Genomic DNA, 19,761 nt, shown 5'->3' with positions numbered 1-19,761 from the left:
CAACTGTGTCATGAAAGATCACAGTTGGTTCTTTTAATATTCATTGTCGCTTTATCAAATATGATTAAAGATCCCAAGGTTTCAAGTCGCTTAATAATTGAACCATTTCTTTACTGTGTTCACGGCGTTCTTGTCTCATTTTCATACGTGCTGGTGCTGTCTTATGTAAATAAATTTCCTCTTCAGATTCAGGAATGACAGCTGGAACATTAGCTGGTTTTCCGTCTTGTTTTAAAGCAACGAAGGTGAGGAAACTTGTTGCTGAGATGCGGCGGTCACCTGTCATTAAATCTTCGGCAATAACTTTAACGAAGACTTCCATTGAGCTACGTCCTGTCCAAGTAACGTGTGATTCAAGACAAACGGAATCGGTTTGCCTAATCGGATCGAGGAAGTCAACACTGTCTGTCGATGCGGTGACGCACTCTTGACGGGAATGTCGAGCGGCTGATATCGAAGCGACATCGTCAATGTCTCGCATCAACTTTCCGCCAAATAACGTATTATGGTTATTTGTATCTTCAGGAAAAACACGACTTGTCTTAATGACTTTTGATTCTTTACATGACTTTTGTTCGATTGTGACTCATCCTTTCTCTTAGCTGTTGGTTTAGTATATCTCATTCGGCTAGCGGATAAAAGTTGAAAAGTAAAATAACCAGGAACTTATGAGGCGTGGACATTGATGCCGTTAATTGATAAAACGAACCTGAATGGCTCTAAGAAAAAATCCAATAAAAAGTTGACAAGGGGGAATAGGAAAATGTCAGTATCAGATATAAATGCAGCGAGAAAATGGGCGAATATTTCTAAGGACATGCGTCAAAGGCTTTTGAACAATGTTTTTTGTTTAAATTGCGCAGATGCGACACGAATAGTGAAATATGATATACATGATGATGAATTAGGTGTTGTGCTTAAAGGGCAATGCCAAACGTGCGGTCAAAATGTGGCGAGAGTGATAGAGGGGTAATCCTCTTATTGTCGTTAAGATGATTTGTACTGTTGTACGGAAAGGAAACAAAAAATGTAAAAAACACTAAACTCAAGTTTATTTTTTTGATATAATGGATCCGTTTCATGTCATAAATTTTTCAACTTTTGAAGTTCTGAATAAAAAATCTTTTATAACGTGAAATCAATTCAGGGCTCCTCGTTTATAGAGGGGTCCTCTTCAGTAGTAAAAATGAATATGTTTAGAGATGGAGTGCGTGAGAAGATGATGAAAATGTTATATGCAGCAGGGGCGATGTGTCTCTTAACTTCCGGTTGTGGAAATGCTGAGGAAGAGACGAGTGGACCAACGAAAGGATTTGTTGAAACAGATGATGAAAGTAGGGAAGATCAAGAAAATCAAGAAGGCGCACGGGATGAGTTAACTGAAGATGGCAATAAAGATGAGAACACTCAAGATGAAAACGATGAACCTATTAACATCGTATTTGCTGGGGATATAATGTTTGAGTGGTCGCTAGAACATACGATCGAGGAACATGGTCCTGACTATCCTTTTGAGTATATTAGCGAGGCCGTTTCTGAAGCTGATTATGCAATTGCGAACTTAGAAACGGCTGTAACAGATTCCGAAAAACCATACGATAAACCTTATGAAAATTCTTTTAACTTTAAAACAGATCCTGAAAATTTACAAGGAATCACGAACGCAGGCTTTGATTTTGTCTCGCTTGCAAACAACCATACAATGGATTATCGAGAAGAAGGGTTGATGGACACGATTCATGCGCTCGACAGTTTTTCCCTTGATTATGCAGGTGCGGGAAAAAATGCAGAAGAAGCCTACGCTGCGCAAACAATCGAAATCAATGGAGAGACGATCCATTTATTAGCGTTTTCGCAAGTGTTGCCAACAACGACTTGGTATGCCGGTCCAGATAAGCCAGGTTTAGCAAGTGGCTACCAGGAAGACCGTGTCATCAATTTGATTGAAGAAGCGGAAGAAGAATCTGATTATGTCCTTGTCTATATGCATTGGGGAAATGAAGGGGAATTATATCCAGAAGATGAAACAAGAAATTATGCTGAAAACATGGTGAATGCTGGCGCTGATGCAGTCGTTGGTGCGCATCCTCACGTGTTGCAAGGATTTGAATTCTTTGATGAACAACCTGTCGCCTATTCGATCGGCAACTTCTTGTTTCCGAATTATGTAGAAGGTCCAACTGCTGAAACGGGTCTATTAAACATTGAATTACATAACGGAGATGTGAATATGAGTTTCAATCCGTGGTGGATCGAGGGTGATCAAATTATTAAACGAGAAGAAGAGGAGCAAGTAGCGTTAATGCGTTCCCTTGAAGAGCGGTCATTTGGTGTCACGATCAACGGAAATCATATTGATCCTTTGTCTTAATAAAACTAATCATTTGTGAGTAGGTTCGCTATTAATAGGAACCTGCTTTTTTCGTTTTAAAATTGTCTGAAATGGTGTTTTGATAGATATACTTATATAGTAGACATTTAGAGGAGGACATCATTAAATGATGGAGATAAAAAAGATCAGTAAACAGCAAGCGTGGGACATTCGACATGTCGTTATGTGGCCAGATAAAGATTATGAGTATATTAAGTTAAAAGATGACGACGAAGGTTTCCATTATGGGCTTTACATAGATGGGGTGCTAGTCTCGGTCGTTTCATTGTTTCCAAATGGTGAGAAGGCACAGTTTCGAAAGTTCGCTACGCTAAAAGAATATCAAGGAAAAGGTTATGGGACAAAACTCTTGCAATATGTATTCGATGAGGCGAGTCGTCTCGGGGTCAAAAAACTTTGGTGCAATGCGCGAATCGATAAGAGTGCTTTCTACGAAAAGTTTGGTTTACAAGTAACGAATTGTACTTTTGAAAAGTCAGGTATAGAATACGTCATCATGGAAAGTTCGTGATCTTTGATAATAACTTAAATGTTAAGAGGTGAAGGGGTAGCGGAAACGGCTCATTCGTTTTGGTTAGGGCAAGTGTTAACGAGTTTTGCGGGGTACCCATTTGCGTCTGTGGTGAGTGTGTCTGGGGTTTGGGCGGTTGTGAATGATTATGTGTTATATGCTGCGGCGGTATTGGGCGTTCTTTTATTGATAAATGGTTTGTTATGGGTGCGCAATCTTGTTGGTTGGTTGTGGGTAGTGATTTCATTTGTAGGGTTGGCGTGGTTAAAAGCGCAAGGCTATGATGAATGGTTTTCTTTGCTCATTCAAGCGGTCGTGATTATTGTATGGATTCAGGCATTTACAGGTTCTTTAATTATTTTCGTATTAAGTGTGAAAAGTGGTGATCGTGCTGGGGATGCGACAATATTAGCGCGCTCTACTTTTATACCTTCGTTTATTTGGGGATTTGTTTTTGCGTTGCAAGGTTTATTCTTTTTTGTTGTTGGGTTGTATTTGTGGAGTGGTGGGGCGCTAGATGATATATTCTCTTACTTTGCGTAAGATCGTTGCTTGACTGCTTACGTTTCAGTTCTTTGTAAGTTTATGTTATTCGGACAGTGTGAGGATGAAAAGCGGTAGAACTGTCCGAAAGCAAGGTTCATTCGGACAGTTTGCAGAGGAAAAGGTGAAAAGTTGTCCGAAGCCAAGTGTTATTCGGACAGTTTGCAGAGGAAAAGGTGAAAAGTTGTCCGAAGCCAAGTGTTATTCGGACAATTTGCAGAGGAAAAGGGGAAAAGTTGTCCGAAGCCAAGTGTTATTCGGACAGTTTGCAGAGGAAAAGGAGAAAAGTTGTCCGAAGCCAAGTGTTATTCGGACAGTTTGCAGAGGAAAAAGTGAAAAGTTGTCCGAAGCCAAGTGTCATTCGGACAGTTTGCAGAGGAAAGAGGGTGCCGAGTTGTGCTAAAAACCGAGTAAGCTGAATCGGCTGATAAAATTGTCGAATATTAATTATGAATAATACTGTCATTTGGTCTGCGATTTACGATTTTGCCTCACAAATAAACCTGTTACTTTGATGATCTATGCTTCTTTTGCTGGACTTCTTTTTTCCTCAAAGACATGGCGATCTTCTCCAGCCCGCCATCCAAAAGTGAAGATGACGATATTCACAGCAAATAATGTGATAAGGAATGGTTGCCACGTTTGAAAAAGGTCATACAATGTCCCCATTAAAACAGGTCCGACTGAGGCGACTAAGTAACCGAATGATTGGGCCATCCCTGACAGGCGTGAAGAATCTTCAGGTGTAGGTGCACGTAAGCCCAAAAGAGTGAGTGCGAGGCTAAATGCCATGCCTTGTGCAAAACCTAAAACAAGTACAAAAATGATAACGAGCGTTGGGTTCGTGGTTAATAGTAGTCCACTAAAGCTGACTAGGTACAGTGAACAAACGGCAGCGACAATCGGCTTTTCGTTTTTGGTTTTTGATGCAATGATTGGTACTGCAAAGTTGCCTGGAATAGAAAGAATTTGCATCCAAAACATCATCCAGCCTGCTAATGTCAAGGTTAATCCGAGGGAGTGTAGAACATTCGGCAGCCATGCGATTACGTTATAAAATAAGAATGATTGAAAACCCATAAATAAAGTGACATACCAAGCAAGCGGCTCCTTCCAAATGGAACGCGGTGTCGCATTGGATGTTTGTTGAGACGAAGCCCCTTTATCACTTCGCATTTGTGGAATCCAAAAAAACATCGCAAGAAGGGCGATGATGCCCCAGACAGCCAGAGCGTTAGACCAACCTAATCCGACTTCTTCTGCAAGGGGAACGCTAATGCCAGCGGAAAGACTTGCAAAAATACCCATCGCCGCTGTGTATAAACTTGTCATAATCCCAATCCTGTAAGGAAAAGTGAGTTTAATAATACTAGGTAGAAGCACATTACAAATAGCGATTCCTGTTCCGATGAGGATTGTACCGATTAATAAAGCTGGGATAACTTCTAGCGATCGAAGAATAATTCCTATAAACAGTGTCAAAAGTGCAGCAAATATGGTGATGCTAATACCAAAACGAATGCTAAGCTTAGGTGCGACAAGAGAGAATACCGCAAAGGAAAGGAGCGGTATCGTCGTTAACATACCAGCAAAACTGTTCGAAACACCTGTGTCTTCTCTAATCAATGGGACAAGTGGTCCGACAGCCATGATGGCAGGTCTTAAATTAAATGCGACAAATAAAATTCCGACAATGAGCCAAATTTGTTTCGTTCTTTTAGTCAAAATGCTTGCCCTTCTTTCCTGAAAAGATTCAAGTATTCACCTCAGTTATCTTATTTATCAACAGGCCTAAAACCTTCCTTGTAATGGAAAAAGGTGAGTGTTCTCCCGATAAAAGGAGAAATATTTCCTTGTTAGAATGTATTCAGTGTAAAGTTTTACGGATCAAAAACAAGATGACTTTTTTAATTTGGGTGTGTGAGAAAAAGTTATTAAATCAAGTGAAAATTAGTGAGTTATATGTATATTTGTGAATGGCCTTCAACAATATATATATATTAAGAAATATCATTTCGGAACAAATTCATTTTCAATGGAACAGGTGTTCAAAATAAGTAAATAAAGAGAAAAAACTCTCATTGTTGCGCCGCCATGACGTTACGCCAATGAGAGTTTTTTAGGTAGAACCTTTTACATATATGATATTACATGATGAAACGCGTTTCAGGACAATTGAAAATTTTAATTTTTTAATTCCTTAGATAATAGCTGTGTTGCTTTTGTTTCGACGCCTACAAATGATTCTAAAAGCGTTTGGCCACCTGCAACCGATAAAATAAAAACCAATGGTTTGATTAACTTCGGAAAGAGCATGTATCCGAGCGTCAAAATTATTGAGCTCCATATTCCTGCACACCAATAGCAGTTTAATAAGTATCCAAATTTAGAGGCAGGGACTTTTTTGCTTGTCATTTCCCCATTGTCATCAACGGTTATTTGTTTTTGCATAAAAGGTTCTCTAATAAAAGCAGTAATTTTGTCAAACACAATCAGGTGTGTGAATCTGTAACTAGCTAAAATAAGCATAAAAAAAGTCATCCAAGTTAAATTTTTAGGCAAAACGAACCCCTCCAAAAATTTCTTTTATAAGGATAGTTTGTTTTATACAGATGAGGTTATACGGGTTCGTTTTTGTTTTTTGATTAACCGTCAATTGAAACGACAAGTATATATGACTGAGATTTCCTCTGTTATTTTCTATAATTGCTTTTTTAAAGATAAGTGATTAAAATTAAGTAAAATGATATGAAATGAGTTAAAATAAAAAGTGTATTACAATAACATAAAGTTCCGAAAGGGCAAAGCTAATGAAAGTTAGTGACGCAAAACCATAGGTCTAAGGCGTGAAGCTAGGATAGCTAGGTTACCGAGAAGTTGGATTTCTAATAACATGGTTTATATCCTCTCGTTAAGACTCCGGCATCTTCCGCTATCCTCAATTTCTTTTTTCATTCCATGACCTTGATAACAGTCACACTACAAATAACATTAAGCGACCCCCTTTAATACAAGTTCGTTATGTTTTGAGAGGCGATATTTTTGTTTGACATTAAATACAAACGACTTGGAGAATGAAGTAAAACTAGACTCGAAACAAAATCTTGATCTCAACAGGATCCAATACGTCAATTCACAGTTTGTGGGGAGGCGCATGAAGAGCCTAGTTATTTGGCGTACCGATCAATGATGAAAAGTTTAAAGGAGTGTCGGAGAGACGCATGTTAAAGCCTTTAAATAAGGGGATGATGTAACTTGACTGAAAAAAGAAATTACTTCCGTATCCCATTAAACCATCCTCTTGATGCAACGATGACGATTTTGAAGATCAAAGGTGAATATGTTGACTTAGGAAAAACGAAAATTCTCATTGAGGATATTGGCCTTGGGGGAATACGGTTTATTTCGACGTTAAAGTTACCAGTTCTGCATGACGTCATATTGTATTTTGAAACGGAAATTTTAGGGCGAACGATCTCACCAGTCGGTCACATCGTTTGGAAACACGATATTGACGATGAGTTATCGCAATACGGTGTGGAATTTACGATTGAAGAAACGCATCGTGATGAAATTGCACACACGCTCAACCAATTTGCAGTAAAACTACGTAATAGACTCGGCTCTGTCCCGCCGAATACACGTTTTGTATATGAGGATCGGAAAACGTACTTAATGAAATTAAATGTATAACAGTACTCGTTTTTTCGTATCTTGTTCACAGACTGAGTGTCTGTAAGCACTGACACGAAAAAGCGAGTTTTTTATGAAAAATCAACCATTTTGTTAACAATTGTGTTGATAATTGTCAAAGATTGTTTTATTTGCTACTGTGTAGGTATAATGATCTAATTCTATAGATTCAATTGTTAACTTTATATAAATATAACTTCCCATTCATAACATACCGCCCTCCACAAACATGCAACACAAAGTATATCATTCTAAACATAATAATGATTCACATTGTCAGAACGTCTTGTCATTGAAAATCGAATCCCTTCATATGGATCGAAAATCACACTTTGGGGTGAGTATCTTGATAAGTTTCGAAAAGAAGGCGTGTAGTCTATCGGTATTGAATCAATGTAAGTTCACTCACCAGCTAGACTCCAAGAAAAACCTAGGTCTGTTTGAATCATTGTATACCCGTCACGACGATATCGTTTATATTGTTGATACTAGTAGTCTGATTCGTTACTATAATCCGAAAGCTTATGAAATATTAAATTCTCATCACCGGGTAATGGGTACTTCAATTTTTAGTCAAGTCCATCATGATTATAAAGACATAGTGAAGGTTCATTTCCAAAAGGCGACTGAAGGGATCGCTCAAAGGTTTGAAGCTGTTTTTCGCACTGTTGAAAAAGATCTATATGTTGATATGACTTACACACCCATTGTTGTTGACGAAGAAATAATTGGAATTCTCATCGTTTGTAAAGATATTACAAAAGACCGGAGAAGAGAACGTGAATATTTGAGAAGTAGTGAATTGCTGCATCAAACACAAGCGGTGGCCAACATCGCAAGTTGGGATTATGATGTCAAACAAGAGCATGCTTATTGTTCAGAAAATTTGTACGATGTTTTAGGCATTGACGGACCCCACCGTTGTTGCCCACCCCATGAGCTATTCGATATTCTCTTGCCAGCTAATGACTGTAGGTGTGTTCAACATGAGTATCAAAGATCGGTAAATGAAAAACGAGATATGCGTAAACAATTTCAAATCATTCGTCAAAATGATCGAGCAGAACGAACGATTGATTTTCATTTGAGTTGTACCGTGGATCATAACGGAAATTTAGATCGGGTCATTGCTGTTTTTCAAGATATTACGGAATTTAAAAAAATCGAAGGGAAAGTTGAAGAACAAGATTTATTATTAAAGAACATTTACGAAGGATTAGGTGTCGGTATCTGGTCGATGGACATGAAAGAACATGAAACGTTGTACTTTTCACCACGCATAACTGACATCACCGGGTATTGTTTTCAAGATTTCTATGACTTAGGAGAGCGTTGGGAGCGCCTTGTGCATCCAGAAGACTATGGTGCATTTATAGAGAGACAACCACTCCTTTATGAAGGGTACCCGCTGACTCATCAATATCGTATTATTGATAAACAAGGAGATGTAAAATGGGTTCAAGATCATACGACACCGATTTTGAATGATAGAGGTGAACTCATTCGTCTTGATGGCGTGATTTCTGATATCAGTGAACAAAAAAGAATAGAGCAACAAGTAAGACATTTAGCTACACATGATTGTTTAACGAATATTGCAAACCGAAGGCAATTTGAGAATCTATTAGATACCGTGATAGAAAAGTCAAATGCGCAGGATGAGCAGTGTGCACTGATCATGCTTGATTTAGATCATTTTAAACAAGTGAATGATACGTATGGTCATGTGGTAGGTGACGAATTGTTAACCTCTTTCACCTCAAGGGTGAGTCAGTTGCTTAACGATCGTTCCCAGTTTGCTCGTCTTGGTGGGGATGAATTTGCGATTTTAATTGAAGAAATAGAAAGTGAAGAAGAACCGGTCTCATTTGCTAAGCAACTTGTTGACCAGATGCAGAAGCCTTTAGAGCTTGATGAAATGGATTTACCTATCACTGTTAGTATAGGTATCGGTATTTATCCAAATGCCAGTGAAGATAAGCTGACGCTTTATAAACAAGCTGATGCTGCCCTGTATCGTGCGAAAGAGTCGGGGAGGAATACGTTTCAAATGTATGATCAAAAATAATTTCCCTTTGCCCAAGCTTTTTTCACCATTTGTAAGAATAATTAAAAGTTCCTTTCAATAATGTAATGAAGGTGAAACTTGCAAAAATGAACGCGATCATTCAGTGAGGTGAAAAGGCTTGGGCGCAATATCAGGTGTGGAATATATTCGTCGAATTGACCAATTGCAATCGGATGTCTGGATTCACGGAGAGCAGGTAAAAGGGAACATATCTGAACATTTTGCTTATAAAGGGGTTATAAAGAGTCAGGCTGCGCTTTATGATTTGCAGTTGGATTCTTCGCTTCAAGACGTTATGACTTATCGTTCGCCGGGGACAGGGGATCGGGTCGGGACGTCGTATATGATTCCGCAGACGAAGGAGGATCTTGAGAAGCGGCGTCTGATGGTTCAAGAGTGGGCGCGGACGCATGCTGGGATGTTGGGGAGAAGTCCGGATTATATGAATACGGCGTTGATGTCTTTTGCGGCTTCTAAGCATTTGTTAGAAGGTGAGAAAAATTGTTTCCCGGATCATATTCAAGCTGTATATGAGCGGGCGCGGGAAAAGGATTTGTCGTTTACGCATGCATTTATCAATCCGCAAGTGAACCGTTCTGCTCATTATTTTACTGAAGATGACGATGACACGATTGCAGCAAAGGTTGTCGATCGTAATGACGAGGGCCTTGTGGTTAGGGGTGGAAAGCTGCTTGCGACACAAGGTGGAATCACGGATGAGATGATCGTTTATTCGACGGCGAACGTTATGGATAAATCGTACGCTTATGCTTTTTCGATCCCTACTAATACAGAAGGGTTAAGGTTTATATGTCGGGAGTCTTTTTCTGGCAGGGAATCCACGTTTGATTATCCGTTAAGTTCTCGCTTTGAAGAGGTAGATGCGCTTGTTGTATTTGATGATGTCGTCGTTCCTTGGGAGCGGGTGTTTTACTATGACAACATTCAAGCACCGGCTAAATTAACAGGTGAGGGCTCGTTTACAAATATGGCGATGCATCAAGTTGTCTCAAGGCAAGTTGTAAAATTGGAGTTTGTGCTTGGGGTGGCGCAACAAATTGTTGATACAATTAATATTAGCGAGTATCAACATGTGCAAGAAAAGCTCGCGGAAATGATTATGACACTTGAATCGATGAAGGCTTTGTTATTGAAAGCTGAAATTGAAGCAGAAGAAGATCATGGAGTGATGATTCCAGCGTTAAAACCGCTTTATGCAGCGGTTACGACTTTTCAGCGTCAATATCCAAAAATGACAGAATTCATTCAACTTCTAGGGGCAAGTGGAATGATCTCGATTCCGACAGAAAAAGATTTTGAAGAAGTGATTCGGGGAGATTTAGATAAATATTTACAAGCGAAAACGAAAAATGCTGAAGAGCGGGTGAAGCTGTTTCGATTGGCATGGGATTTATGTATGAGTTCGTTTGGAACGAGACAATCATTGTATGAAAAGTTCTTTTTTGGCGATCCGATACGGTTAATGGGCGCGTTATATTTTAAGTATGATAAAAGCCGTTTTGTTGATCGTGTGAGTCAGTTTTTAAATAACTGATTGGAAAATAAACTACCTGAATGTTGGAGTGAATGTCTCCGATGTTGCAGGTAGTTTTTTTGTTCATTAATCTAATTAAGGTTAATGCTGCGGCTAATACGTTGGCGAAGATGGCTGAAGAATTACAAACATCAATGAACAAGTTTAAATGGTAGTTGATGAAAAGGGATAACGTGCTGTTATCCTTTTTTCTTAAAAAATATTGACGTAAGAATCATGCGTGTACACAATGGGAATAAAGACTAGATCGTTGAAGGTGGTTTTAAATGGGGACTGTCGTTGTTATTGAACCAAAACATATTGTTCGTCATTCTATGAAAAATTCTTTGATTGAAAATGGTTATAATGCTTATGATTTTGACTCGTTACAAATGTTATCGACGCAATTTGATATATTAGAGGAAACAAACCTTATTCTTCTAAGTAATTATATAGATACTGAGCAGTCGATACAATTGTTGAAAGACTTACACAAACAAAGGAATGTTCCTGTCGTTCTTATTACGGAGGGAATTACAGAAAGCCAATTTCAAGAAGCGCTCAATGTTGGGGTGATCGACTTTATTCTTCGTCCCTTTGATCAAGAAGATGTCGTCGATCGTGTGAAGAAAATACTGCCAGTATCATCGATTACGATACAGGTTGATGATTTACTTTCAAATGAAGTCGCCCGTGCCGAGCGCGGGGGCTACCCTGTGAGTATGATGCTTTTAGAGATAAGAGATGATATGAGTTATAACGAAAAAATGCAAATGATGAAAAGGTTGAAAAAGGAATGTAGGCGGCTATTTCGCAAAGTTGACATGATTTATGAATATGGCAATCGCCTCATGTTCATCTTTCCGATCACACCGAAAATTGGATCTTTAGTCGTTGCAGAAAAACTGTTACATCATATTGAACAGCATGAAAGTGTCAATCATATTCGATTAGGAATGACGACGTATCCCGATGAATGCCAAAACCACCAGGAGCTTTTAGATTTTACTTTTCGTCGCTTGAAACAAAGTGATAAGAATCCAGAGGCAATTCTTCATACGGTACAAAAGGCGTTAGAAATTCAAGAAAACAAAGTTCAGCCTTCTGAAGAATAATCAAATGACTGATACCTCCCTAGATGTGTATGTTTAAATAGAAAAAGCTTCCTTTATAGTGAAAGGAAGCTTTTTTGGATCTTTTTAACGACTCGAATAATACTGAAGGTTTATTGCTCAACATCAAAGTTTATTGACTTTTTATCAACATATACGTTTTGCAAATAAGAAGAGTATCGGATGAGCGTCATGATAAAACGAACGCTAAGGTACTTTATAAAAATCGATACATAAGTATGGTACCACTTCCACCCCATTCTCCATTGAATGAGATTTGTATTTTTTTCTAAAAAGGTTTCAAACAAAGTCATAGGTGTAATGAACAAAAATAATTTCAACACAGTCTTATGAGGTTTATCGTGATAAGTAACTTGATTATAAATCACATTCATCAAAGGGCATACGACAAAATCAAAAGTGCAAGATACATTAAAGAACCTTGGAAATGCTTTGACAGGATATCTTAAAAAGCCTTTAGCTGTAACAATGTTGTCAATAATTCCAGAAACAAACCCTACGATAAAGTAGACGATCACCCAGTCCTTCAATGGAGCTTTTCTAAAAATAACCCAAGGAAAGGCAATAATTCCTAAGCCAAACAATGCCCATAAGAACTTTTTTTCACTCATCATGGCATTCCCCTTTTTCTGTTTATTACTTCTAAATATGGTTTAACATCACCGGACGATTTATTCTTTCCGCGTGAAAGTTCATATAAAGAAATAGTTAAGGGGAAATGTCGTTATCTCCATTTGAACTGAGGTCCTTTCTGTGACCTTCAGTCATACGGAGCGTCTTGATAAAAGTAGTTAGGTGTGACAATCGAATCGTTGTATGAACGGTGAAAAATGTGTGTTGTTGCTGGTGAGACAGGAGGGATGAGCCACGTCCAGTCTCCAGTAACGTTTCGTCCTTCTTTCTTTTCTTTTTCTTCGAATTGCTTAAATTGGGAAGCGGCTGTATGGTGGTCGACAATACTCACGCCGTTTTCTTTAAAGGAATGAAGCACGGCCACGTTTAACTCAGCCAAAGCTTTGTCTTTCCATAAGGAAGAGTATTTTTTTGTGTCTAAGCCGATAAGAGATGCTACTTTAGGCAACATGTTGTAGCGACCTTCATCAGCAAAATTCCGCGCACCAATTTCTGTTCCCATATACCATCCATTAAATGGGGCGGCTGTATAATGCAAGCCACCAATTTCTAAGCGCATATCAGACACGATCGGCACACCGTACCACTTTAACTGTAAATCTTCAAATTCATTAAGTTCAGGGTGCTTGATTGGGACTTCTAAAACGATATCTTTAGGAATCTCAAACCATTGAGGGGCTCCTTGATTCATTTGAATGACCAATGGTAAAACATCGAAATGTGTTCCATGTCCTTTCCATCCCATTTTTGTACATGCGGTTGTAAAGTCAACCGAGGCAGGATCGCCAATGATACCGTCTTCAGTTTGATAACCTGCGTAGCGAATAAGTTGATAATTCCAAATGCGCACTTGTTCTTTACCTCGTATGACTGGTTTGAAGATGGTGATGGTAGGAATGATTTTTCCATCATTTGTAGCGTATTGAATGTGTTGTTTGGATGCTTCAGCAACTTCGGTTGCTGTTTCTGCATGCCTTGCATCAAATACGTGAAGACGATCCCAGAAAAGCCTCCCAATGCAGCGATTGCTGTTTCGCCAAGCCATTTTTGCTCCATGTACAAGTTCTTCATAAGTATGGTCATAATGACCAGTTTCTTCAATTTCTTTTCTTATTTGATTGATTCTAGTGACGATTTCATCTGTTTCTTTCCCAAGTTCCTCATAGCATGTATAAATAAATCGCTCAGCTTTTTGCAAGAGATTATCGTTTGTTTGCACAATAGGCACCTCGTTATCAGAAAGATCTTTTTAATGTAGTTGTAGTTTATATCATTATAACTGAGTTTGAAATCACTTACATGAAAACGCTATTCTCACGTTTTGGTTAAGGTACGTTTGATTTTTCGATCTGTACTTCGGTTATTGGTTCAATCATTTCTGATTATAATAGGACAGTGCCATGTCCATTAAACGGTACTTTACTAAAAAGAAGCTTGGTGACTTAGGCCAAGCTTCTCAGCTACTTACAGCATACTTATTTGCTTTTCCGTATGCGCAACAAGCTTACTATGCATGTTGCTCGTTTTGCGCTTCTTCCTGTAAGCGAAGTTCAATGCGGCGAATTTTCCCGGAAGTTGTTTTTGGTAATGAGTCGACGAAACTTATTTTTCGTGGGTATTTGTAAGGTGCAGTCAGGTTTTTAACGTGATCTTGGATTTCTTTCGTTAATGTTTCATTATCGTTGTGATAGTCAGGGTTTCTTAAAACGATAAATGCTTTGACGATGTGTCCGCGAACAGGATCGGGGCTTGCGACGACAGCGCACTCTTTTACAGCTGTATGTTTCATAAGTGCATCTTCGACTTCAAAGGGACCGATCGTGTAGCCAGAACTAATGATAATATCATCGCGTCGTCCTTCAAACCAGAAGTACCCGTCTTCGTCCTTTTTCGCTTGGTCGCCAGTAATGTACCAATCCCCGCGGTAAGTTTTGCTCGTTCGCTCTGGTTCATTATAATATTCTTTAAATAAAGCAGGTGTACTTTTATGGACGGCAATGTCACCGACTTCACCAAGTCCAACGGGATGGCCTTCGTCGTTAATAATCTCGACGGTGTTTCCTGGTGTCGGTTTACCCATGGAGCCAGGCCGTAATTCCATGTCTAGTAATGTCCCAACTAATAGGGTGTTTTCCGTTTGCCCGTAACCGTCACGCACATTGACATTGAAATGCTCTTTAAATGTATCAATCACTTGTCGGTTCAATGGCTCACCTGCTGAGACGGTGCTTCTTAGCTTCGGTAGTGTGAAATCTTGCAGGTTATCCAGTTTTGCCATGAGGCGATATTCTGTTGGCGTACAACATAACACATTAATTTCATGATCCTGAAGTAACTGCATATATTGTTTCGGATCAAACCTTCCGTTATAAACAAAAGCAGTTGCGCCCATACCGATCGTTGATAAGAAGGGGCTCCAAATCCACTTTTGCCAACCAGGCGCGGCTGTTGCCCAGACGGTGTCTCCTTCTTTAACATCGAGCCACATTTTTGAAGCGGTGCGTAAATGAGCAAACGCCCATCCGTGTGTATGAACGACGGCTTTAGGGTTGCCTGTCGTTCCTGAAGTGTATGGTAAAAAGGCCATGTCGTCTTGTTTTGTTGTCGCTCCTTGGTAGGAGGTGCTTTCATTTTTTGCTAGATTTGTGAGGGACGTCCATCCTGGTAAGTCATCGCCGATCGTAAACTTTTCCTGTAAGTTAGGGAGTGGAAGGTCGATTTGGTCGAATTCCGACGTACAAGCTGAGTAAGCAATGACTGCGCTCGCTCCTGAGTGGGTCATTCGGTATTCTAAGTCCTTCGCTCGCAACATTTCTGAGCAAGGGATGACGACCAATCCAGCTTTAATACAAGCTAAGTAAGTAACATAGGCTTCAGGTAGGCGTGGTAAAATGACGAGAATACGGTCGCCTTTTTGAATGCCTTTTTTCAATAATGTATTTGCATATTGATTGGCTTGTTCGATGAGTTCAACATAGGTCATGGTCCGGTATGTTCCATCGTCATTTAGCCATTTAATGGCTAAGCGTTTTGGGTCGTCGGAAAACTTTTCTACTTCCTCAGCTAAATTATAATACGCTGGGGCAAGTAATGCTTCTTGTTTCATCATTCCACTCCTTCAATATGTTCAATAATATTTCTTTTTATCATTATACAGAAAAATCAGAACAGATAGAATCATTTATGTAATCAAAGTTGAATGAACTTTTGTGCGTCTATTTTCTTCACTTCAATTGCTGCCTCGTCTCACAGTCAACATGTTCACGAATACGTTTTACTATAGGGGCGATATCAGCGTGTTTTTTCCCATACTCTAGGTTGAAATGATAATCAAAGTTTTTTGGGAGTGCTCCTTGATTATGTTGAATAATCGTTTCGATTTTGTCGAGCGCCTTTACAAGTTTCGCCTCGTTTGTTTCACCTTCTTGATACTCGTACCATAATGAAAGGAAACGTTGTTTTGTTTCTTTAGGAAGCTGTTCGGTCAAATGTAACATCGCTTTTTCTTCGCGTGCAAATTTATCCTCATGGTCGATTTCAAACTTTGCAGAAGTATCTCCCTCGTAGACTTCCCCTAGGTCGTGAACAAGCGCCATTTTGATTGTTTTATTCATGTCAAAATCAGCGATGTCTTCTTCAAGTGCGAGAAGAAACATCGCAAGTCGCCACGAGTGTTCGGCGACTGTCTCTTGAGTGCCAGAACTTGTCCACGCTGTTCTTGTCTGTTCTTTCATTTTTTCAATGTCTTTAATAAAAGAAATCAGGTTGTTCATGTAGGTCACCCTTTTCAAAAATGAACTCACTTTATCATAACATTGGAGATAGATGATTTTGAAACGGATAAAAAATAGTACTAAAAATGTTACAATTAAATCATATGAAAGTTTCGAGTGTCGAATAGTTCTGCAAAGGGGATGAACGAATTGATACGTTCTGTGCAGCCTTATTTATATGTGATCTATTCACTGATCCTAGGGCTTTTTATCGTGAATACGTTTGTCGGTAACGATGTCGTTGAATATATCGTCGGGCTGTTAGCGATTCCGATGCTCGGTTTATCTTTTTATGGTGCGAGCCGTTTGTTTCGGATTTTAGGAAGTATATTTATTGTAGTTGGGTTATCGATGTTTATGTTAGCAGGTTTACCTTGGACGCAAATTCCTTATCATATGACATCGACATTGAATCTGCTCGCTTTTTTAACCGTACTACCATGGATCAATAGCGTCGTGCGGGCAGGTCTTTACGACCGACGGATTAATGATTTGATGAAGGGAAACGTCGATCATTTAGGTCAACTTTATATGCGAAGTTCACTGACGACTTACATATTATGCACGTTTCTAAACTTATCAGCGATATCTTTATCACAAGGTGTACTCCTTGAAAATTTGAAAAATATGAAGAAAAGAGTACGAGATTCGTTTATTAGTCGGACGACACTACGCGCATTCACCCTCGCGCTCATTTGGAGTCCGATGGAAATTATGGTTGCTCTCACTGTTGATATAACTGGTGTGAGTTACTTGGTGTATTTACCGTGGTTACTGTTAACCTCCTTCATCGTTCTTGTTATCGATTGGTTGTGGGGAAGAAAGACGTTTTCAAATGTGGAATATGAAGGGAATTCAGTAATGAGCACTGAATCCATTGAATTGCGCAAAGTTGCCACCCCTATTATCCAATTGTCCATTGCGCTAATGACCTTTTTATCCGTCGTTGTGACGTTTGGAAATACCTTTGATTTAGATTTCATTTTGGCGGTCACACTCGTTATTCTTCCATTTTCTTTTGCGTGGGCATTAATGATGCGTAGGGTTCGTCGATTTGTCCAGATCGGGTGGAAAACATGGAAGTTGCGCACAAATGGCATGCAAAACTTTGTCGTCTTGTTTGTATCACTGGCGTTCTTTTCTAATAGTTTGAATGAAACATCATTCCTTGGTGTGATTCAAGAACCATTTTTGTATGTGAGTGACACGCCTCTTCTTATTTTAATTTTAATTCAGCTCACTTATTTATTGATGAGTATGATTGGCATGCACCCAGTTGCGACGATTGCGATTTTAGGTGAAATCATCCAGCCATTGCTTGAAATCGTCAATCCACTAAGTATCGGGATTGTCCTCATAACAGGTGCACTTGCGACTGCAAGTGTTGGAACATACGGTGTTACTGTCACGATGACATCGATGAATACTGAGGAAAATCCTTACCGAATTACGTTAAGAAACATGCCGTTTTCTCTGATGTTTGGGGCCGTTGGTGTACTGGTGGCGTTCTTGTTGTTATAGTGTCGATTGAACGACATATAGCGACCATTCCCCTTCTATCATCTGAGATTTAGGAGGGAGAGGTTCACTGGATTCTATAGTCGTTGAGGAGGATAAGCGGGCATACAATGTTCGCATAAAGTCATGCTTGCCTTCCCCTTGACTTCTTAACGATAACCCAGTAAAATTTTTATCACAACCAAACGCTTTAGCACTTAAAAGCGTTTAAGCGTTTAAGTAGTTAAGTGTTGTCTGCGATTACTTTGAAAATGTGAAATACATCTAACACAATTTAGGATATGAAAGTAAATGGTAAAGGAAATGCTAAGCTGAAGTTGCAGATTTCTTTTCTTTACAAATAAGGGGGATGAAGAAATGGGTCATGTCGATCAGGAAGACCGACCATCAAATGGAGAAAAAGTGGTGATGGGTGGTCGTGAGGCGCTGTTTGTGATTGCGTCTGTGCTTTTTATTATCGGTACGTCGTTGATGGTATTTGAAGCCCAACCACATGTACCGCTGTTTTTATCAATTTCTTTTTTAGCAATCTATAATGCTTTGAAACGCCAGTCATGGTCAGTTGTGGAACGAGGAATCATTAAAGGAATTCAGTCTGGTATTGTGCCGATTATGATTTTTATGCTTATAGGGATTTTAATTGCTGTATGGATGAAGGCGGGGACGCTTCCGACATTAATTGCGTACAGCTTTAACATGATTTCGCCGGCACTGTTTTTACCAAGTGTGTTTCTTGTGACGGCAATCATTGGGATTTCCATCGGCAGTTCCTTTACGACGGTGTCAACGGTCGGGATTGCGTTTATGGGGATGGGGACCGCTTTAGATGTCAATTTAGCAATGGTCGCAGGTTCCGTTGTTTCCGGTGCTTTACTTGGAGATAAGATGAGTCCGATGAGTGATACGACCAATTTAGCGTCATCTGTGTGTAAAGTTGACTTATTTGAGCATATCCGTCACATGTTGTGGACGATGGTGCCAGCAGCAGTGATCACGATGGTGTTATTTTTCATTATTGGCAGTGGCCAAGAAACAGCGCCGACAACAGAAGTGGAGTCTTGGATGGCTGCATTGCGTGAGGCGACCCACGTCCATGTTCTAGCACTGATTCCTGCCGTTGTTGTCATTATCTTGGCAGCAAAAAGAGTACCAGCAATTCCAACAATGCTAACAGGGATAGGCGTTGGTTTTCTCACAGCCGTCGCGTTTGAAGGGCAGCTGGCGGTCAATGAATGGATGCCGTTAATTCAAAATGGCTTTGAGATTTCAAGTGGCAATGAACAAGTCGATGCCCTCGTCAATGGCGGTGGCATCCAAAGCATGATGTGGGCGGTATCACTATTGATTTTAGCGCTTAGCATGGGCGGCATTTTGTCTACACTCGGCGTCATCGAAGCGTTGATGAATAAACTGCGCACATGGATGACGACATCAGGACGCGCAGTTGCAACACCTGTTTTGACAGCGATGGGGCTTAACATTAGCTTAGGTGAACAATACATGTCCGTTGTCTTAACCGGTGAGGCGTTTTCAGATCGTTATCGGGAAATGGGTTTGCAGGGCAAAGATTTATCTCGTGCGTTGGAATCTGGTGGTACGGTCATTAATGCATTGATTCCATACGGTGTTGCGGGTGTATTTATGTCGAGTGTCCTTGAAGTTTCTGTACTAGAATTTTTACCGTATGCGTTCTTTTGTTTGCTGTGTCCATTGATTACAATGTTCTACGGTTTTACTGGTATCGGAATGGCTAAAAAAACATAAAAAGTTAATTTCTGGCAGATCTCACCGTCTATAATGTGAGATCTGTCTTTTTATTATGGACAAAAATCCATATAGTGAATAATGTCTATAAATAGGAGACAATTTTCCTTTGTGAGAGAATTTTTTCTTGGCTTTTTCGACACAGGCGTGCATAATATGAAAAGTATAAAACAGCGAAAGGCGTTAACAGCTTGAGGAG

At 39.6% G+C, this 19,761-nt stretch carries 17 protein-coding genes and 1 riboswitch; of the genes, 10 read left to right on the top strand and 7 right to left on the bottom strand.

Annotated elements, in window-relative coordinates; translation table 11 throughout:
• Nucleotides 1-64: 64 nt before the first annotated feature.
• The gene (locus tag HNQ41_RS03205; RefSeq protein WP_184663095.1) at nucleotides 65-580 is read right to left on the bottom strand and encodes a hotdog domain-containing protein; all 516 of its coding nucleotides are present in this window, start codon (nucleotides 578-580) and stop codon (nucleotides 65-67) included.
• Between the two features lie 183 nt (nucleotides 581-763).
• On the opposite strand from HNQ41_RS03205, the gene HNQ41_RS03200 reads away from it, so the two are divergent.
• From HNQ41_RS03200 to HNQ41_RS03185, 4 genes are all read left to right on the top strand, one after another.
• A complete protein-coding gene (locus tag HNQ41_RS03200) occupies nucleotides 764-973 on the top strand; it encodes a hypothetical protein (RefSeq protein ID WP_184662970.1) in 210 nt (69 codons plus the stop codon).
• A gap of 246 nt (nucleotides 974-1,219) precedes the next feature.
• Nucleotides 1,220-2,371, top strand: a complete 1,152-nt coding sequence (locus tag HNQ41_RS03195) for a CapA family protein (protein WP_246421466.1) — start codon at nucleotides 1,220-1,222, stop codon at nucleotides 2,369-2,371.
• Nucleotides 2,372-2,501: 130 nt separating this feature from the next.
• Nucleotides 2,502-2,903: a GNAT family N-acetyltransferase gene (locus tag HNQ41_RS03190; protein ID WP_184663093.1), complete on the top strand. Its 402-nt coding sequence runs from the start codon at nucleotides 2,502-2,504 to the stop codon at nucleotides 2,901-2,903.
• A gap of 18 nt (nucleotides 2,904-2,921) precedes the next feature.
• Entirely contained in the window at nucleotides 2,922-3,446 is a 525-nt protein-coding gene (locus tag HNQ41_RS03185) for a M50 family metallopeptidase (RefSeq protein WP_184662969.1), read from the top strand.
• A 519-nt stretch (nucleotides 3,447-3,965) separates the two neighbouring features.
• On the opposite strand, the gene HNQ41_RS03180 is transcribed toward HNQ41_RS03185, so the two are convergent.
• The gene (locus tag HNQ41_RS03180; protein WP_184662968.1) at nucleotides 3,966-5,171 is read right to left on the bottom strand and encodes a CynX/NimT family MFS transporter; all 1,206 of its coding nucleotides are present in this window, start codon (nucleotides 5,169-5,171) and stop codon (nucleotides 3,966-3,968) included.
• 459 nt (nucleotides 5,172-5,630) lie between these two features.
• The gene (locus HNQ41_RS03175) at nucleotides 5,631-5,987 is read right to left on the bottom strand and encodes a DUF1360 domain-containing protein (RefSeq protein WP_184663092.1); all 357 of its coding nucleotides are present in this window, start codon (nucleotides 5,985-5,987) and stop codon (nucleotides 5,631-5,633) included.
• Between the two features lie 249 nt (nucleotides 5,988-6,236).
• Nucleotides 6,237-6,320: riboswitch (cyclic di-GMP riboswitch) on the top strand.
• Nucleotides 6,321-6,701: 381 nt separating this feature from the next.
• Between HNQ41_RS03175 and HNQ41_RS03170 the strand changes: the two genes are divergently transcribed.
• From HNQ41_RS03170 to HNQ41_RS03155, 4 genes are all read left to right on the top strand, one after another.
• Nucleotides 6,702-7,139 carry a PilZ domain-containing protein gene (locus HNQ41_RS03170; protein WP_184662967.1) on the top strand — a complete coding sequence of 146 codons (438 nt, stop codon included), beginning with the start codon at nucleotides 6,702-6,704 and terminating at the stop codon, nucleotides 7,137-7,139.
• Nucleotides 7,140-7,485: 346 nt separating this feature from the next.
• Nucleotides 7,486-9,207 (top strand): sensor domain-containing protein, encoded by a 1,722-nt coding sequence (locus HNQ41_RS03165; RefSeq protein ID WP_184662966.1) that lies wholly within the window; start codon nucleotides 7,486-7,488, stop codon nucleotides 9,205-9,207.
• A 118-nt stretch (nucleotides 9,208-9,325) separates the two neighbouring features.
• Entirely contained in the window at nucleotides 9,326-10,762 is a 1,437-nt protein-coding gene (hpaB, locus tag HNQ41_RS03160) for a 4-hydroxyphenylacetate 3-monooxygenase, oxygenase component (protein ID WP_184662965.1), read from the top strand.
• Nucleotides 10,763-11,028: 266 nt separating this feature from the next.
• Entirely contained in the window at nucleotides 11,029-11,856 is an 828-nt protein-coding gene (locus tag HNQ41_RS03155) for a response regulator (protein WP_184662964.1), read from the top strand.
• 110 nt (nucleotides 11,857-11,966) lie between these two features.
• On the opposite strand, the gene HNQ41_RS03150 is transcribed toward HNQ41_RS03155, so the two are convergent.
• The 4 genes from HNQ41_RS03150 to HNQ41_RS03135 all read right to left on the bottom strand — a co-directional run bounded on the left by HNQ41_RS03150 (nucleotide 11,967) and on the right by HNQ41_RS03135 (nucleotide 16,280).
• On the bottom strand, nucleotides 11,967-12,485 hold the full coding sequence (locus HNQ41_RS03150) for a CBO0543 family protein (RefSeq protein WP_184662963.1): 519 nt from the start codon (nucleotides 12,483-12,485) through the stop codon (nucleotides 11,967-11,969).
• A gap of 149 nt (nucleotides 12,486-12,634) precedes the next feature.
• A complete protein-coding gene (locus HNQ41_RS03145; RefSeq protein ID WP_184662962.1) occupies nucleotides 12,635-13,726 on the bottom strand; it encodes a nitric oxide synthase oxygenase in 1,092 nt (363 codons plus the stop codon).
• 288 nt (nucleotides 13,727-14,014) lie between these two features.
• Nucleotides 14,015-15,613 carry an acyl-CoA synthetase MbcS gene (gene mbcS, locus HNQ41_RS03140; RefSeq protein ID WP_184662961.1) on the bottom strand — a complete coding sequence of 533 codons (1,599 nt, stop codon included), beginning with the start codon at nucleotides 15,611-15,613 and terminating at the stop codon, nucleotides 14,015-14,017.
• A 118-nt stretch (nucleotides 15,614-15,731) separates the two neighbouring features.
• Nucleotides 15,732-16,280 carry an HD domain-containing protein gene (locus HNQ41_RS03135; protein WP_221301830.1) on the bottom strand — a complete coding sequence of 183 codons (549 nt, stop codon included), beginning with the start codon at nucleotides 16,278-16,280 and terminating at the stop codon, nucleotides 15,732-15,734.
• Between the two features lie 150 nt (nucleotides 16,281-16,430).
• Between HNQ41_RS03135 and HNQ41_RS03130 the strand changes: the two genes are divergently transcribed.
• Together HNQ41_RS03130 and nhaC are read left to right on the top strand one after the other, a co-directional pair.
• Nucleotides 16,431-17,801: a hypothetical protein gene (locus HNQ41_RS03130; protein ID WP_425506948.1), complete on the top strand. Its 1,371-nt coding sequence runs from the start codon at nucleotides 16,431-16,433 to the stop codon at nucleotides 17,799-17,801.
• Between the two features lie 354 nt (nucleotides 17,802-18,155).
• Nucleotides 18,156-19,562 (top strand): Na+/H+ antiporter NhaC, encoded by a 1,407-nt coding sequence (nhaC, locus tag HNQ41_RS03125; RefSeq protein ID WP_184662959.1) that lies wholly within the window; start codon nucleotides 18,156-18,158, stop codon nucleotides 19,560-19,562.
• Nucleotides 19,563-19,761: the final 199 nt, after the last annotated feature.

It is taken from the genome of Texcoconibacillus texcoconensis (assembly GCF_014202575.1).
Taxonomy (GTDB): domain Bacteria; phylum Bacillota; class Bacilli; order Bacillales; family Salisediminibacteriaceae; genus Texcoconibacillus; species Texcoconibacillus texcoconensis.
This window is presented reverse-complemented; position numbering and strand designations above follow the sequence as displayed.

What these genes read in the sequence shown, in the direction of transcription:
- HNQ41_RS03200 (WP_184662970.1), top strand. Translation starts at nt 764, where the DNA reads ATGTCAGTATCAGATATAAATGCAGCGAGAAAATGGGCGAATATTTCT.
- HNQ41_RS03195 (WP_246421466.1), top strand. Translation starts at nt 1,220, where the DNA reads ATGATGAAAATGTTATATGCAGCAGGGGCGATGTGTCTCTTAACTTCC.
- HNQ41_RS03190 (WP_184663093.1), top strand. Translation starts at nt 2,502, where the DNA reads ATGGAGATAAAAAAGATCAGTAAACAGCAAGCGTGGGACATTCGACAT.
- HNQ41_RS03185 (WP_184662969.1), top strand. Translation starts at nt 2,922, where the DNA reads ATGTTAAGAGGTGAAGGGGTAGCGGAAACGGCTCATTCGTTTTGGTTA.
- HNQ41_RS03175 (WP_184663092.1), bottom strand. Translation starts at nt 5,987, where the DNA reads ATGACTTTTTTTATGCTTATTTTAGCTAGTTACAGATTCACACACCTG.
- HNQ41_RS03155 (WP_184662964.1), top strand. Translation starts at nt 11,029, where the DNA reads ATGGGGACTGTCGTTGTTATTGAACCAAAACATATTGTTCGTCATTCT.
- HNQ41_RS03150 (WP_184662963.1), bottom strand. Translation starts at nt 12,485, where the DNA reads ATGAGTGAAAAAAAGTTCTTATGGGCATTGTTTGGCTTAGGAATTATT.
- mbcS (WP_184662961.1), bottom strand. Translation starts at nt 15,613, where the DNA reads ATGAAACAAGAAGCATTACTTGCCCCAGCGTATTATAATTTAGCTGAG.
- HNQ41_RS03135 (WP_221301830.1), bottom strand. Translation starts at nt 16,280, where the DNA reads ATGAACAACCTGATTTCTTTTATTAAAGACATTGAAAAAATGAAAGAA.
- nhaC (WP_184662959.1), top strand. Translation starts at nt 18,156, where the DNA reads ATGGGTCATGTCGATCAGGAAGACCGACCATCAAATGGAGAAAAAGTG.